This is a genomic window from Phycisphaerae bacterium (assembly GCA_035384605.1).
Lineage (GTDB): Bacteria > Planctomycetota > Phycisphaerae > UBA1845 > PWPN01 > JAUCQB01.
This window is the reverse complement of the sequence record DAOOIV010000003.1, coordinates 111688-127080: the sequence shown is the minus strand read 5'-3', so window position 1 is coordinate 127080 and position 15393 is coordinate 111688. Positions and strand designations below refer to the sequence as shown.

Sequence of the window (15393 nt, the reverse complement as noted above, 5' to 3'; positions counted from 1 at the left end):
CCGATCTCGACAAGCAAGCCGCGCGGCACTGATAATGCCTGCATAGGAGGCCTCATGCGTATCGTTGTTCTGGACGGTCACACGATGAGCCCAGGTGACAATCCGTGGGATGAGGTCGCAGCGCTTGGGGAGTTGACGATTTACGAACGGTCGACCCACGGGCAATTGATTGAACGCGCGGGCGCGGCGGAGATCATCGTCACGAACAAGGTTCCGGTGACTGCGGCCGACTTGGATCAACTCGTGAATCTAAAGATGATCGCGGTGACGGCCACGGGTTACAATGTGGTTGACGTGGAGGCGGCCCGGGCCCGCGGGATCCCGGTCTGCAACGTTCCCGTCTATGCAACACAGGGCGTGGCCCAGTTCACGTTTGCACTCTTGTTGGAGTTGTGCCACCACGTCGGCGCACACGATGCATCGGTCAAGCAGGGCGCGTGGACGCGCAGTCCGGACTTCTCCTATTGCGAAACGCCGCAGATCGAGCTGGCCGACCGCGTGATGGGGGTTATCGGCTACGGGCGGATCGGCCGGCAAGCGGCCCGGATTGCACGAGCCTTCGACATGAAGGTCATGGCCTGTGACAAAGATCATGCTCCCGGTGGCGCTGATGGCGAGGTCTGTTTCGTCGATATGCGGACGGTGTTCTCGCAGGCCGACGTGGTGAGTCTGCATTGCCCGCAGACATCGGAGACTGCGGGTCTGGTAAACGCTGAGCGCCTGGGACTGATGAAATCGACCGCCTTCCTCATCAACACTGCTCGCGGCGGGTTAGTGGTCGAGCGTGACTTGGCTGATGCCCTCAATAAAGGCCGGATTGCCGGTGCGGCCGTCGACGTTGTCGCCGTCGAGCCGATCCGCGAGGACAACCCGCTGCTGACCGCCAGGAACATCATCATCACCCCACACATGGCTTGGGCGGGCTTGGCCGCCCGCAAACGCCTGATGGCCGTCACCGCCGAGAACATCCGCGCCTTCCAGCGGGGAAAGCCGGTTAACGTGGTGAACTGAAGGAGTCAGTGATTGCGCGAGAAGTAGTCCCAGACTTTGAAAACCTTGGTCACGTTGGGGCCGCCCGCGTTGTTATAGCGAATGGGGGTGAGCTGGGCGGCGTGAATCTGGCCCTGGGGATCGACCACACGCCTGGCGTGTAAATCACTGTACAGGACGTTGTAGCTGCGGAGGTGATAGCCCTCGTAGGGATCGCGATTGTACACCTGCCCTTCCCAGGTGAAGGCATCTTTGCCCGCAAAGTAGCCGTCGGAGACGAAAGCGTGTACGGAGTGCCGGCCGCGCATTCCGGCCGGGAGCGGGCCGAGGAATTCCGGGGCGGAATCAACGGCCTCGTTCAGGTACTGCCAGTAGGGTGATTCGTTCGCCAGCGACGCGTCGCCGTAGCGGACCGACTCTTCGGGGTACATCCGGCTGCCGGCGTCGCACGGCGAGGCGGCGGGGATCAGAGGTGCGGCGTAGTTGTATGAGCTGAAAGGGGAGATGGGAAATGTGTGCGAATTCTGATATCCCGGCCGGCCGCGTTTTGGGGCACGGTAACAACTCAGGAACTGGGCAATGCCGTTCGATCCGGTGCTGTCGGCGGCCTTGTTGTTGGGGCAGTAGAAGAGTTCGGGGTTCGCACCCACGTACTTGGGGTACAACGCGCCGATATTGACCAAGGCCCAGTCGTGCCTGTCGTCGCCGGAATACCCGAGGTAGTACTTGCCCTCCATCAGTGAGAACCGAAACGAGCCGGCCCACGGCAGGACGGTCTTGTGATCGGCGGAGTACGTTGAGAGGGCGATTCCCTGCTGCTTCAAGTTGGAGAGGCAGACCGTTGCCCTTGTTTGCTCGCGGGTTCGAGCCAGCGTGGGCAGCAGGACAGCGACCAGCAGGGCGATGATCGCAACGACCACCAGAACCTCGATCAGCGTGAAGCCGGTCAGGGTTCCGGCGGCTTTGCGCGAAACCCGATCAAGAGTTGACTGCAGCATGGCCGCTCACCAGGCAGGATGTTCAGCCCATCGACCACATCCTACATCGTTTTGGCTCAGTTGCCATCAGGTTTTTGCGATCTCCAGTCTTTCAAGGACGGCATCGATTGAAGTGCCACTGATCCGGACGGTCTTTCGCGGCGAGCCATGGCCGGTCTGCACCATAACCTGCGAGGTCCGCAGGCCCATTGTCTTGGCGAGCAGTGTGCAAACCGCGACGTTGGCGGCGCCCTTGTCCGGGGCCGCCGCGACGGTGATCTTGAGCGCCCCGTCGAGTTCGCCCACAATCCTGTCGCGGGAGGATTTGGGGACCACCTTCACGGGTAAGAGAATATCGTTGCCTTGTCGGCGGATCTGAATCATGCCCAACAGCGTACTACGCCAGGCTGGGCGGGTCGAGGAACTCGTGATCCGGGTCGATGTGCCGGTCCCAGTGGGTCATGGCCAACTGGTTGCCGAGCTCCCGCGTGTGCTCGAAGCCGGCCATCACGCCGATTCGCACAACCAGCGCCAAGACGGCCGCAACCGCCCCAAAGCAGCCTTGGGCAATGCGCACTCTCGCCCGCTGCCACGGCGTCAGATTCGGCCTCATGCGCAGCAACCGGCTTGCGGCCTCGGAAGCCCGGGCGACCCGGCGGAGCATGCGCAGCGCCCGGCTGTTGGCACGGCGCTGCAGTCCGTGGGGCAACGGCTGATTCTTGAGGAACATCAGGCCGGCGTGGACCGTACTGACGCGGCGAACCTGTTCGGCGCATCCGGGACAGAGCCGGACGTGTTGGGAAAGGCGGCGAGGCAGCGCACCACCGCTGCCCGACCACTTGAGCAGGTCCGGCCTGCTGCAGGCTGAGAAGGGAAGGCCCTCTTGCGAGATGTGTCCGGGCCTTGGAGATATGTCACTGAAACGCCTCATGGATTTGCCTCCCGTCCAACCATTTCCGCAAGCCGCAGGATGGCTTCCCGGCGGTACAGTCTGGCGGTGCCATTCCGTATCCCAAGGATCCTGGCGACCTGGGAGTAGGGCAGTTCGGCCAGTTCGCGTAGAACGATGACGTTCCGCAGATGTGTGGGCAACTGGCAGATCGCCTGCCTCATCTTGTCAATCATCTCTCTCTGATCGAGCCCCATGGGTTGAGATCTGTCTTCGCTGTGTCGCCGTTGGACTTCCACTACGGCGGGCCAGCAGGCCCGGTGGCGTTGCCTGGCGCGCAGGATTTCGATTCCCGCGTTCGACACTGCTCGGTAAAAGTAGCCTGAGGGGTTGGCCCCCATGCCATTGCATCCTCTTGCCGTCAGCCGACAAATCGCGGTCTGATAGGCGTCCAAAACATCCTGTTCCGAGCCCAACATCCGCCACAGCAGGGTGATCACAGCCAAGCCGTGTTTTCGCATCAGGCTCAGAATCCACTGCTGGTCGTCGGCGACGTCAGCCGATGTGAGCCCGGCCACGACGGCACGAAGCTCCAGCGGTAGGGCTGTGGAAGCGACGCGAGCCATAGGAGTGCACTCCTGTCCGTCTAATTATGACGCAGGTCTTATCCCGATGTATAGCTCCGAGCGCGAAAAACTTGCCTATTTGGAGAAAAACGCACATGGCGAGGAGGGAGAGCCCAACATCGGGGATGGTCAGGCTTCTTAGGGTTATGTGAGGCGGGAGCTTCAGCCGGAATATGGACCGGCGGGTGGGGCAGACCGCTCGGCCGGGCATTCGGCTGGCCGAAGCCGGAGGAGCCCGTGGCTTAATTGGGTACCAGTCCCCAAGCGGGTCATGCCCAGTGGCCTGATATCCGGCAAAGCGAAGGGCTCAGAGCTACATCTGGGGGGTGCCAAGTGTCCGAGAGCTTGAGTCCCATTGGAAACACGGTGGTTCAGCTGGTTGACGGCTTGCTGGCACGAGCGATCAGCCGCAAAGCGAGCGACATTCATTTTGAGCCGTCCGAGGGGGGTATGTGGGTCCGATATCGCTTGGACGGGCTTCTGCACGAGATGGACAGACTTCCGGCCGGGCTGGCGGAAAACGTCATCGCCCGGCTGAAGGTCATGGCGGGTCTCCTGACGTATCGGATGGATATCCCTCAGGAGGGGGCATTCCAGGCCCAAGGGCACCTTACTGGCGGCCTACCCCCCATTGATGTTCGGGTAGCCACATTCCCGACCGTTCGGGGAGAGAGAGCGGTTGTCCGGTTGATCTACACAGTAGGACAGGTCAGTGCCCTGGAGGATCTTGGCTTCTCAGATGAAGTGGTGGCGGAATTTCGTAAAGCCGCAGAGCAGCCGCACGGTCTGATTCTGGTCACCGGCCCGGCGGGAAGTGGTAAGAGCACAACCTTGTATGCCCTTGCGCGCCATATTCTGTCCGCCACGCCGGGCCGAAGCGTGGTCAGCCTCGAGGATCCGGTCGAGCAACGGGTTGACGGGATGGCCCAGATTCAGATCCAGCCCCATGGTGAGTTGGATTATGTGCGTGCTATGCGCTCGCTGCTCCGGCAGGACGTCGAGGTGTTGCTGGTAGGCGAGATCCGTGACGCCCAGACTGCCCGCGTCGTGATTGAGGCGGCTCTGACGGGTCACCTGATCATGAGTACGCTGCACAGCGGGGATCCGGCCGAGGCCGTTGTCCGGCTCCTGGAAATGGGCATCGAGCCTTACCAGATTGTCGGAGCGTTGTCGCTGGTCTTCAGTCAGCGGCTGGTTCGGCTGGTTTGCAGTGCGTGTGGGGGCCGGGGGTGCGAGTCGTGTGCGGAGACAGGCTACCTTAGGCGCACTGCCTGCGGTCAGATCGCGGTGATGGACGAATCGATTCGTCAAGCCATTCTCGATCATCGCCCGGTCGGGGAGTTGAGGGGCGTCATTGCCGCCGATGGAGCTGATCTGGCGGCGGATGCGCGAAGGCTGATCGAGCAAGGGCGGACGACGGTTGATGAGGCTCGACGCGTGCTCGGATCGCTTTTCACGTGCAACGAATCTGAAAAAAGGTCGCCGGTGCGACACTGACAGCGGGCCGGCGCGACGGGGAGAACAAGAAATGCCCTGGTTTGAATACGAAGGTTTGACGCCCGGCAGAACGGCCATTGCCGGACGTGTGGAGGCCGCTCATCGCGAGCGGGCCCTTGAGGATCTTGCTCAGATGCGGATCGAGGTGCGGGAACTGCGCGTTGCCGAGCCCCCGCCGCGAGGCCGTGCGGCGATCAGTGAGGACGATCTTGTCTTTTTCAACGAGCAACTGGCCTCGCTGGCGGAGGCGGGCATTGCTCTGGACGACGGGCTGGCTCAAATGGCTCGGGATGTGGAATCGCCCCGGCTGCGGGAGTGGATCAACGCCCTGGTGACCGACCTGCGAAGCGGCATCCCGCTTGACCGGGCCATCGCCGCGCGCGAGCAGGGTTTGCCGCTTCTCTACAGTCGGGTGATTCGGGCCGGCATCGACTCGGGCGAGCTGCCGGCCACGTTGCTGAACCTCAATCAGCACCTGCGGCTGGCCGGCAATGTTCGGCGACTGGTGTGGGAGGTCGTCAGTTATCCTCTGCTCGTTGCGTGCATTGCCCTGACGGTCATCTCGGCATTCTTTCTGCTTGTTGTACCGCAGATGAGAGAAATCTTTGCTGATTTCGGGACCGCGCTGCCCGCCCTTACCGTTCTCCTGCTCCAGATTGCCGACCATTATTTCCTCTTACTCATAGGAACCGGCTGCGCGGCGGCAGTCCTTGCGGCGACGTGGACGAGCCTGAGGTTCTCCGAGAGCGGCCTGTCGCTTCGTGAAGGTATCGTGATGTCCATTCCTGTCATTGGACGCGTATACCGAGCGTCTCTCATCGCACGATTCCTTCGCTGCGTTTCGACCGCGGTGGCCACGGGTATTCCTCTTCCCCAGGCGATGCGTCTTGGTGGCGGTGCAACCGGTTCGGTGCGCCTGGCAGCGGATGCGGAGCGTCTGGCGGCCGAAGCGGAGAAGGGGCGGTCGGTCTTCGTCGCCAGCCAGACGGCCCGCATCATACCGCCGTTGTTCGGTTTCTGCGTCCAGGTGGCGGTGGGCCGGGACGCGCTGCCAACCGCGATCGGCCAGCTCGCCAGGTCATACGAGAACCGTGCCCTGCATGCTCAGTCGATGCTTCGCACCCTGCTGTTTCCGCTGCTGGTCATTGTGTTAGGAGGGTTCCTGGCGTTGGCGATCGTGGGCATGTTTCTTCCACTGGTGACATTGATCAACTCCGTCGGGGCCGGCGGCGCTTGAGGTGAGAATGTGATACCGGAACTGATCATCCTGTTGAGCGTAGCACTCGGATGCGTCGCCGCGATCTTCCTACTGTGGCAGGCGGGGACGTACGTTGTGGCCTGGTTCCGGCGGCCGGCGGTGGAGCGAATCGTGATCAGCCAGATCGCCGGCGTGTTGCGTCAGAATCTGCCGCTACCGATGGCGCTGTCGCTGGCCGGCGATTCCGAGCAGGGCATGGCCCGCACTCACCTCAAGCGAATCTCCAAGCTTCTGTCACAGGGAGCCTCGCTGTCAGAGGCAATGGAACTGGGTTATCGCGAGTGCTCATCGCTGGTCGTGAGCCTGGTGGCGGCGGGAGAGAAGGCCGGCCGACTGCCGGCGGCGGTGGAGCAGGCCGAGGAATACCTGATCAGAAAGGCGCGTTGGCGACGGCTGTTCGATGTGCCGTTGGGACTCTATGTTGTGCTTGTTCTCTCGCTCGCCGGACTCATGGTCAGTGGAATCATGGTGGCCATCATCCCCAAGTTCAAGACCATATTCGCCGATTTCGGAACCAAGCTGCCCGAAGGTACCGTGACACTGATCGACATTTCGGAATGGTTTGTGGCGGGCACGCCGCCAGGCTGGCTGCTCGTATTCCTGGTTGCCGTTGCCTGGATCGTGCTGCGGTTTTGGAAGATCGAAGGCCAGTCGGTAGCGTCGAGAATCGGTGAGGCCGTTCGCTCAAATCTGCCGGGGGTCCGGCGCGTGGAATTTGGGCGAGGGCTGGCGGAAATGCTGCGTCTGATGCGAACCGCCGTGGCCGGCGGGATGGATCTGGCGACAGCCGCGCGGCTTGCTTCGAGTCTGAGAGTCAACCGCGGTCTGTGCGACCGGATGCGGTGGTTTGCGGATTTGCTCGAAGCCGGCAGTAAACCTGCCGATGCCTGCCGCGTCTGCGAGCTGGGGCCGGTGTTGTCGACCGCCTTAGCCGCGGGAACGAGGTCGGGCAACATGGACGCTGCTCTGCGGTATGCCGCCGATTATCACGGGGCCCTATTGTCGCGGTGGTGGATCATGCTCAACTCGGTCGCATGGCCCTGTTGCACCGTCGGCTTGGGTTTGATCGTCGCGTTTGTCGTGAGGGCTCTGTTTGAGCCGCTGGTCGAGTTGATCCGGTCGGTTTGTGGCGGAGAGATGGGCTGATGCGAAGTCACAACATGACAATCCGGCTTCGAGGGTTCAGTGTCATCGAGGTGACGGTCGGCATCGTGCTGCTGGGCATGATCGTCGCTTTGTCGTCTCAGGCGATATTCAGCTATCAGAGAACACGTAATGAGTTGATTGACCGGCAGGCACTCATCTGGGCGGCCTCGGCGCAGCTTGAGCGAATTGCCGCCGGGGCGGCGCTTGACTCGCGTCCGCCGGGCGGGTTCCTGCCGGAGGGCGTCTCACTGTATGCCGAAGCCGAGCCCGGCAGAGGAGATTGGTCGGGTTTCACCCGCGTTACGGTGACGGCCACGGCCACCGTGGCCGGCGGAAAGAAACTCCGCGAACAAATCAGCAGATTCATCCCCGCGGAGGACAAGCCATGAGGAATCGATGCCGCAAGGGTTTCACCCTGATTCAGATGGTCGCCCTTTTTCCCCTGCTCTTGGTGATCCTGGCGATCGGCCTTCAGGCTGAAAGGCGAATCGTTCAGGCACAGGTCTTCGAAAGCCGCATGCTTTCGAGCCAGGCAATGATGCGAGATGTCGTTCGCCGTTTTCAGGCGGACGCCCGTTTTGCCGATGAAGCCGTGGTTCGTCGCGGCGGTGAGGGGATTGCCCTCGAACTGGCCCGCGGCGGTGACAGGATCATCTACCGGTGCGTGAAGAACCGGGTTGAACGAACGGAGCATTCGGCCGGCGCGGACCCGATCCGCTATACATGGGACCTTGAACGCGTGCTTGCCGATATCAAGCACGAGAGTATCGGTGATTCAAGAGGCGTGGTCTGGCTCTTGTTTGACTGCCAGTTGCCGATGGGCGACGGGTTCTACGTCGACCGGCATTTGGCGATGGCCGTCAGGGTGGGCGAAGGGGGTGCCTCATGAAAGGGCCGGCAAGTCGTTCTGGGTTCGCACTGGTTGTGGTCGTGGTGTTAACAGCTCTGACGGCGGGTTTGCTGTCCATGCTGACTCTGTGGGCAAACTATCGGTATCGTGAGGTACAGTCAGAGCGGCTCCGACAGGCGGCGCACGCGGTCAGTGACAGCGCCGTCGCCTATGCCAGATCACATCTCAGCGAATGGAAGAGCAATCCGCCCGTGGACCGCATTGTGTTGGAGGTGGATTCGCTGGTTCCGGCCGGCATGTCCGCATCGGCGTCGGTCGTTCCGGTCACGGAGGGCGGTCGCCGTGTCTGCCGGATTTCCAGTCGGGTGGAAGGCGGGGCTCTCTCCTCGGGCGACACGGTTGACCTGCCGCTTGGGCCCGCGCCGACAACATCATCGACGGCGACGTCGTTTACCCGGGTCAGGGAAGAAGCCCCGCCTGAAACCCCGTGATCTGAGCGCGGCTTTGCATGTCTGTTTCGGGGCGGCTCTTGCCAATTCACGGAGGGGGGCCTGGGGCTACATGGCGGCGTCCAGGGAGGCCTGAAGATCGCGCTTGCTTCTGAGGCCCACGAAGCGTTCCTTGACCTCGCCGTTCTTGAATAGGATCACGGTGGGAATTGCACTGATCGCGTAGCGGGTGGCCAGCGACGGGTTGGCATCGGTATCGACCTTACCGACCTTTGCCTTGCCGACGTTCTCATTGGCCAGTTCATCGATGGTCGGCCCCAGGGCTTTGCAGGGCATGCACCAGTCGGCCCAGAAATCGACCAGCACCGGTTCGGTGGCCTCGAGGACCTCCTGCTGGAAATTATCTTCGGTAAAGGTCTTGGTATTTGCCCCGGCCATGATTGATCCTCCATGTCCTTTTTCCGGCTGGTTCGTCGTAAAACGGTCAGTAGACTCGTTGTCGGAGATTCTAGACCCCGGTTGTTCGAGCGTCAACAACTCGATAAGTGCTCGTTTCGAATTGCGGGCGTGTGAGCTGGGATAGCCCCTGTCGGTTGGCCGACATATACTTGAGGAGAGCTCGAGGGGTCGCAACGATGCTTAAGAGCGATCAAGGTTTCAGGATATGAGACTTCATGAACGTAAGTATCTTGGCGTCCTGATCCTGACCACGGTTGCGTTGGACCTGTTGTCGCCGGCGTGCTGCCGCGCGGACGCGTTTGTCAGGATCCAGGGCGACCAATTCGTCTTGAACGGCCAAGTTTACAAGCTGAAGGGCACGAACTATTACCCGCAAAACCACATGTGGGCGGACATGTGGAACAGTTGGGATTGGCCGGAGATCACCTCTGAGGTTGACCGGATGCGCGACCTGGGGTTGAACTGCGTCCGCATCCTGGTTCCTTATAGTCGCGGCGGCTGGAACGGACCAGACATCCCGGCCGACCGGCTCCAGAAACTTGAGGACATCGTCAACCTGATGGGCGACCACGGCATCCGCGCGGTGGTGACCCTTTTCGACTGGGAGACGAGTTTTCCGGCCTCCGGCAGCTCGACGTGGAACAATCATCTCACCCACATGTGGAAAATCGTAGACCGTTTGAAGAATAATCCGTTCGTTCTGATGTGGGACGTCAAGAACGAGCCCGACCACCCGAGCAACTACGGCTCGTGCGACTGCAACCCCGGGGCATGCGGCGATTGGGACTGCAACCCCAGCAGTCGGGACAAGATCGTGAGCTGGCTGGAGCGCATGTGCAATGCCGTGCGGTCAAGGGATACCAATCACCCGGTCTCGGCGGGGATGCGTTGGTGGAGAAACCTGCCGGATGTGCTCAGCTTCATCGATGTGGCCATATTTCACTCTTACTGGCCCAATATCGGCACTGAGGAGATTCCGGAGACCAAGGGCTTGCTGGGGTCGAACCAGAAGCCGATCCTGGTTGAGGAATGGGGCTGGCCCACAAACCCCACGCCCTGCAACCGAGACGGCCAGTTGATCCATGACTACAACGAGGCGCATCAATACAGCGTTTACGTCAACCATCTCACGGCGTTTGAGGAACATAACATCGCCGGCGGCCTGCAGTGGATGACTTTCGACGCGAAGCCTTACACAACCGACCCGAACGAGAGCTTCGAGAACTACTTCGGCCTGTGGAAATACGGTTACGCGTTGAAGCCCGCCGGGATCTACTACCGCGAACACTATCCGGTGATGCGGTTCCCCGGCACGCCGCCCGGTACGGTGACCCATTTACGGCTGCTGCGTAGCGGACGAGGTGTCGAGGTGAGCTGGACCAACCCGGCGGATGGGGATTTTGCCGGAACGATGATCCGGTTCGCGGTTGCTGCCGCGCCGGCCCTGCCTACGGAGGGCATTCTGCTGTGCGATTGTCCGGGGGCCGCCGGCTCATCGGACAGTTTCATTCAGAGCGATCCTCCCCGCGGTCTCGTATTCTACAGTGCGTTCGCCTATGACACCGGAGTCCCGAGCTATGCGGCGCCGGTTTCAGCATCCATCTGGGTATCCGCGCCGGGCGATTTCGACGGTGACGGGGACGTCGACCAGGTTGATTTCGGGCACCTCCAGACCTGCTTCAGCGGGCCGTTCGTGCCGCAGACCAATCCCAACTGCCGTAATGCGATGCTGGACTACGACAACGATGTCGATAATGGGGACTTCGCCATTTTCCAGGCATGTTTTAGCGGATCGGACGTGGCGGCCGATGCGAGTTGTGGAGATTGACCGATCTACGCGATCACCGTGTCAAGCCCATCCGGGCGCAAAACAAAGGGACGCGGGATACCACCCGCGCCCCTTCTCATTCAGGTTAAATGACCCAGGTTTGGTCTATCGCCTCAGCGGCGGCGGCGCAGCGTGGGGACAGCGCCCAGGAGCAGCAGACCCAGGGTCGTCGGCTCGGGGATCGACTGGAAATAAACGTTGTCGTAGGCAGCCTGCGACCAAGCGGAACCGCCGCCGAGCTTGATCCGGTCGATTTCCCAATAATCATTGGTCGCCGGGTTGATGCCGAGAATAAAGTCGTAGTAGTTGGCACCGGCGTAACCGCCCCAACCGAGCCGGAGCCACTGATCCTGCGCAGAACGAGTCGCGTTGTAATTCAACGAGCGGAACCACAATTCGACCGTGCCGGGGTTGTCCGGCGTATTGTACTTGATCATCAGCTCGATCTCGGCGAACTGCGGGAACTCCCAGTCCGGCACGCCGGGGGTATTCAACGAGGGCAGATAGTGACTGCCGAGGTTGGTCGCGCCGTCGAGCGTGCTCCGTTCCAGCCTTCGGCCGCCGCCGCCCTGCCACTGATAGTTGTCCCATTGGTCCTCGGTTCCGGGCCGGGGGTTCGGCAGCCAGGAGTCGCCGAAACGCGTTCGGGACGGCGCATTGGCGGGCCAACCGCCTTGGTCATCGCCCTCGAACCAGACTTCGTGGGTCGTGCCTGCATACCGGTAGCCCATACCGGCCTTGCGGATGCCATTGATGTTGCCGGCATCCGTCCACATCTGCGTTGTGTAGATGAAGCTGTTGGTCGGCTGCGCCAGCGTATGCCAGGATGCCACGTTGTCGCCGGTGTACAGGCGATTGCCTTTGGGGTACGGCGTGCCACTATACGGCCCGTTTTTCTGCACCGTGCCCGCGTTCCAGTCGGGGTGCGGCTGTCCTACCGTCCCGTCCTCGAAATCCCAGGTCTTCACATAGACCGGGGCGGCCATGGCCGAGCTTGCGAGCACGAACCCGCAGCACAACAGTGCAATGATGCCTTTCCTCATTTGGACCTCCTTCTCTTCACAAGATCTGCTTCTGAACCTTTTCGCCGCCATGATAACGAGAAACAACGGATTGTTTTCGAGGAATACCGCCTTTCAAACGCCAAGGTCTGCCTTGGGCCTGCTCGCATGAACCTCGCGTTAACACCACATCTGACAGGAACGGATCGCCTACCAACCATTTCCATCCGATCAGCACGACAATGGCTCGTGCCGTGAACGCATCAGCGATTCCGATTGCGGGCGATTCTCGGGGAAAGCTTTTCCGACCTCCTCGAGATGGCGGTCCGCCAGACCGGCGGGCAGGCCATTCGCCTCTGACGTGTAATTTACCCGCAAACCGGTTTCAGGTCAAGCTCTTTTTGGCTACTAAAACATTTTAGTTTTGATGTTCCGGACAGGGTCGCGAGCCTTTGGGGGCCGCAGGTTGCACGAGCTCTGCCGGAGCCCATACCCATACACGGATCACCCGGGCGCTTTCGCAGGCGCCCGACGCCGGCGGCGGATGAGCCGGTTTCACAAAACATTTTCGGACAAGTCTTTACGGCAACCTTGCCCATCGATGTCGGGAAGCCTGTTCGCATCTTCTGATAAGGGCGGCTCATCCGAACCTGCCATCGCGATCAAGGCCGACGGCAGGCCGCCTGCCAAGACCCGGCCGGGAAAACCAGGACACCCCATTTGGTGAAGCCGCCCGATCCTTTGCCTGGGACGGGCCCGCCGTGCCGGAACCCCATGGCTCAGATCGTGAAGCAAGCCGAGCCGCCCGTAGAAACCGGGAGGCTCGGCTTGGACACAGACAGAAGGGAGGATGAAACTTGTGCCCCGTCAACCGCATGACCGCCAACCAGTGCCAGGGGGCGACTCGCGCCGCTTCAATCGCAGTCCTTGTCCGCTGGAATGCCGGGACCCGAAGCGCAAAGCATCCAGAGCGCCAAGTCATTGGCATCAACGTCCTCATCATTATCGCGGTTATAGCAATCGCAGCGGCAAGGCGCATTCGGTACGCCGCCATCCTGACCGGTGAAGCACATCTGGATGACGGCAAAGTCCGTCTGATCGACGTCGCCGTCACCATCAGCATCCGCAAACGGGTCGTGGCAAGTTCGGCAACTGCAGTTGATGGAGTCACAATCGGTTCCAATACCCTGGAACTCGCCGGGGCACTGGTTTTGAGCCACCTCGATACATCCAGAAGGCATGCAGCAGGCACCCTTAAACGGCTTGTCCGGATTGTCCTCGACATAGAGGCTGTAAGCGCCGTTAACAAGATCGAGAACCAGAGCGTAGACTTTGTCCAGCCCAAAGGCCAGCGCCACAACCTGGTTTTCGTTAATCGAGTCGGTTGGATGGGCGCTATGGGGCCGTCCCATGTCGGTCCTCGTGAGGACAGGCGTGCTGCTTGTGTCGACCTCCATTTTGTATACTTCTCCCACCAAGCCCCATGGGCCTGCGAAAGTGTAGTTGCCGTCACCGGGCTTCTTGCTGTTGGCGATCTGGCCGCCGATTGAAAGCCAAGCCGAGCCTCCGGAGTTGGCCGCCAAAGCGGTGATCCAATAGGGTCCGCCATTTCCGACACCGCTTGTTTGCGGATCGTTATCGTTGACGTGCCAACTCAGGTTTCCGCTCATGCTGAGAAAGCCCTCGTTGTCCCGGTGGTAAAGCCCGAGGTCGCCAATCATGTCGTTCCACCACATCGTCATGATATTGGTGCCCTGCTTGACCGGATCCGGATCGGCGTACCCGGTCCCCCGGCCGCCGGCCCAAAGCCTTCTGCTAACCTTGTCATAGGCCGTCGCCGTGCACCAGTCTCGTCCCCAGCCGGCGTCGGCCACTGCCCCGGGGACATCGAAGGAGCGATGTGCGTTCCAGCGGATGGCGTCCGCAACCCACCTGGCGCCGCCGAGGCCGCCCAACACCGTGAAGTAACTCGCGAAATCACTGCCAATGCCGGTGCCCACGTATTCGAAATTGAGCATTCTGTTGGGTTGTTCGGCACCATCGGTGCCTTGAGGATCCAAGGAGGCCAGGGGAAACTCCTCGACCTGGGCTGTCACAAGATTGTACCGCCACAGAACGTGTTGCTTCCAATAGGCATTGCCCGTTCCCCAGGTTGCACCTGCGAACCACCAATAGGGATATCCGTCGCCCCCGACCGTCAAACCGCCGATTTTGTTGACCCATTCGCCGTTGGTACTCGTCACAAGGGGGCTGTATTCCTTGATGACATCAACCGAGCCGTCCGCATTGAACCGCAGGATCCGGCTCACGGTGCCTGCGGCGTAAGCGAAGCTGACCTCTAACCAGTTTTGTAACCCGTATACCTTTCCGTCACCAGCCAAGACAAGCTTAGTAACGGCGCCCGGCAGGTTCTCGTCGACACCTGAGCCGAACGTCGCGGGCGACAGATCTATGTCAATGCGGCTGCCATCGGTATTGAAAATGGTCACGCCGCCCGGGCTACTGCCGTTGTTATTGAGATTCGTGCAAGCGGCATACACCCGGCCTTCGAGATCAACCACCATGCTATTCACTTTTACCCGGCGTATGTCACCCCAAGTGTGGTAGTTCGATAACGGCCGATTGAGCACGCCGTTGGTCGCGGGCCAAGGCGTATCAAAGGCCTTGAAGCCGGAGCTGTCGACATAGGTCCATGACTCCTGACCCCATGCCGGAACGACGAGATACAAGACGGAACAGCCAACCACCAGGACTTTGGCTTTTGCCAGAAAACCCAATTGCATGCATCAGCCCTCCCACTTTATCAGTGCCGTCGCACTTCGCGCCCTTTGGCCGACCCGATCGCCTCCGGGTGCTGTGCTTGAGATGACGATCCGCCGGCTGTCCAACAACAACCTCAGTTAGGAACCTTACGATGAGTCGGCCGGGCTTCCGGCCTGTTCCACAACAGTACAGGTTAGCCGCTTTTGCCTGTTCCGTCAAGAGTAGATTACGTTCTAAAACATTTTAGTTAAGGATTGGGGGGCGTGTCAAGCGAAACCAAGAGCCTGGGAGGCCTGCAGAATATCCACTTTGGACAAACCTGTCACGACGCGCGGGAACATGGGACCGCGCCGTCATGAACCCTTAGCCGTGTTCGCCCAATGGGTTGCGCGTGTTGGCCCGCGTTTGTCCGGAAGGCCGAGACGCGCGGGCCGGCATCGCAGGGCCGGGCGGCAAGAGGCGGTGGAAAGCAAGCTACCGATGACGTCGCCGCGTAGCTGCCCGGGATCCGGATTCGGCCGGGGCAAGCGGGCACTGCCCAATCGCGCGTCAAAGTGTCTATAACTCCGGTCGCCGGTCGGCCGGGGCAAGCGTTGATGTCCGGCGCCTGAAACGATAGAAGTATGGGATAGGAGATGAGCGATTGGCGGGCATCCGCGA

The 15393-nt window shown here is 61.0% G+C and carries 15 protein-coding genes; 8 read left to right on the top strand and 7 right to left on the bottom strand.

The window, feature by feature from the left end; genetic code table 11:
* The first annotated feature begins 54 nt into the window (after positions 1 to 54).
* A complete protein-coding gene (locus tag PLL20_01695) occupies positions 55 to 1011 on the top strand; it encodes a D-2-hydroxyacid dehydrogenase (GenBank protein HPD28679.1) in 957 nt (318 codons plus the stop codon).
* 5 nt (positions 1012 to 1016) lie between these two features.
* Here the strand turns inward: PLL20_01695 and PLL20_01690 are convergent, their stop codons facing one another.
* The 4 genes from PLL20_01690 to PLL20_01675 form a co-directional block, all read right to left on the bottom strand.
* Positions 1017 to 1988 carry a type II secretion system protein gene (locus tag PLL20_01690; GenBank protein ID HPD28678.1) on the bottom strand — a complete coding sequence of 324 codons (972 nt, stop codon included), beginning with the start codon at positions 1986 to 1988 and terminating at the stop codon, positions 1017 to 1019.
* A gap of 66 nt (positions 1989 to 2054) precedes the next feature.
* A complete protein-coding gene (locus PLL20_01685) occupies positions 2055 to 2351 on the bottom strand; it encodes a DUF167 domain-containing protein (GenBank protein ID HPD28677.1) in 297 nt (98 codons plus the stop codon).
* Positions 2352 to 2364: 13 nt separating this feature from the next.
* A complete protein-coding gene (locus PLL20_01680; protein HPD28676.1) occupies positions 2365 to 2898 on the bottom strand; it encodes a hypothetical protein in 534 nt (177 codons plus the stop codon).
* Positions 2895 to 3482, bottom strand: coding sequence for a sigma-70 family RNA polymerase sigma factor (locus tag PLL20_01675; protein HPD28675.1), 588 nt, complete (start codon positions 3480 to 3482; stop codon positions 2895 to 2897). The genes PLL20_01680 and PLL20_01675 overlap by 4 nt, the downstream gene beginning before the upstream one ends.
* 366 nt (positions 3483 to 3848) lie before the next feature.
* Between PLL20_01675 and PLL20_01670 the strand changes: the two genes are divergently transcribed.
* Genes PLL20_01670 through PLL20_01645 form a run of 6 tightly spaced genes read left to right on the top strand, consistent with a single transcriptional unit; the run spans position 3849 to position 8724 of the window.
* Complete coding sequence (locus PLL20_01670; protein HPD28674.1) at positions 3849 to 4979, top strand: GspE/PulE family protein; 1131 nt, start codon at positions 3849 to 3851, stop codon at positions 4977 to 4979.
* A gap of 31 nt (positions 4980 to 5010) precedes the next feature.
* Entirely contained in the window at positions 5011 to 6216 is a 1206-nt protein-coding gene (locus tag PLL20_01665) for a type II secretion system F family protein (GenBank protein HPD28673.1), read from the top strand.
* A 9-nt stretch (positions 6217 to 6225) separates the two neighbouring features.
* Positions 6226 to 7383, top strand: a complete 1158-nt coding sequence (locus PLL20_01660) for a type II secretion system F family protein (protein ID HPD28672.1) — start codon at positions 6226 to 6228, stop codon at positions 7381 to 7383.
* Entirely contained in the window at positions 7383 to 7772 is a 390-nt protein-coding gene (locus PLL20_01655) for a hypothetical protein (protein ID HPD28671.1), read from the top strand. Before PLL20_01660 ends, PLL20_01655 begins: the two co-directional genes overlap by 1 nt.
* The gene (locus PLL20_01650; protein HPD28670.1) at positions 7769 to 8272 is read left to right on the top strand and encodes a hypothetical protein; all 504 of its coding nucleotides are present in this window, start codon (positions 7769 to 7771) and stop codon (positions 8270 to 8272) included. The genes PLL20_01655 and PLL20_01650 overlap by 4 nt, the downstream gene beginning before the upstream one ends.
* Positions 8269 to 8724 (top strand): hypothetical protein, encoded by a 456-nt coding sequence (locus PLL20_01645; GenBank protein HPD28669.1) that lies wholly within the window; start codon positions 8269 to 8271, stop codon positions 8722 to 8724. Before PLL20_01650 ends, PLL20_01645 begins: the two co-directional genes overlap by 4 nt.
* Positions 8725 to 8790: 66 nt before the next feature.
* On the opposite strand, the gene trxA is transcribed toward PLL20_01645, so the two are convergent.
* The gene (gene trxA / locus PLL20_01640) at positions 8791 to 9120 is read right to left on the bottom strand and encodes a thioredoxin (protein HPD28668.1); all 330 of its coding nucleotides are present in this window, start codon (positions 9118 to 9120) and stop codon (positions 8791 to 8793) included.
* A 226-nt stretch (positions 9121 to 9346) separates the two neighbouring features.
* Between trxA and PLL20_01635 the strand changes: the two genes are divergently transcribed.
* Positions 9347 to 10969: a cellulase family glycosylhydrolase gene (locus PLL20_01635; GenBank protein ID HPD28667.1), complete on the top strand. Its 1623-nt coding sequence runs from the start codon at positions 9347 to 9349 to the stop codon at positions 10967 to 10969.
* 113 nt (positions 10970 to 11082) lie between these two features.
* On the opposite strand, the gene PLL20_01630 is transcribed toward PLL20_01635, so the two are convergent.
* On the bottom strand, positions 11083 to 12012 hold the full coding sequence (locus PLL20_01630) for a PEP-CTERM sorting domain-containing protein (GenBank protein ID HPD28666.1): 930 nt from the start codon (positions 12010 to 12012) through the stop codon (positions 11083 to 11085).
* Between the two features lie 872 nt (positions 12013 to 12884).
* Entirely contained in the window at positions 12885 to 14753 is a 1869-nt protein-coding gene (locus PLL20_01625) for a hypothetical protein (protein ID HPD28665.1), read from the bottom strand.
* Positions 14754 to 15393: the final 640 nt, after the last annotated feature.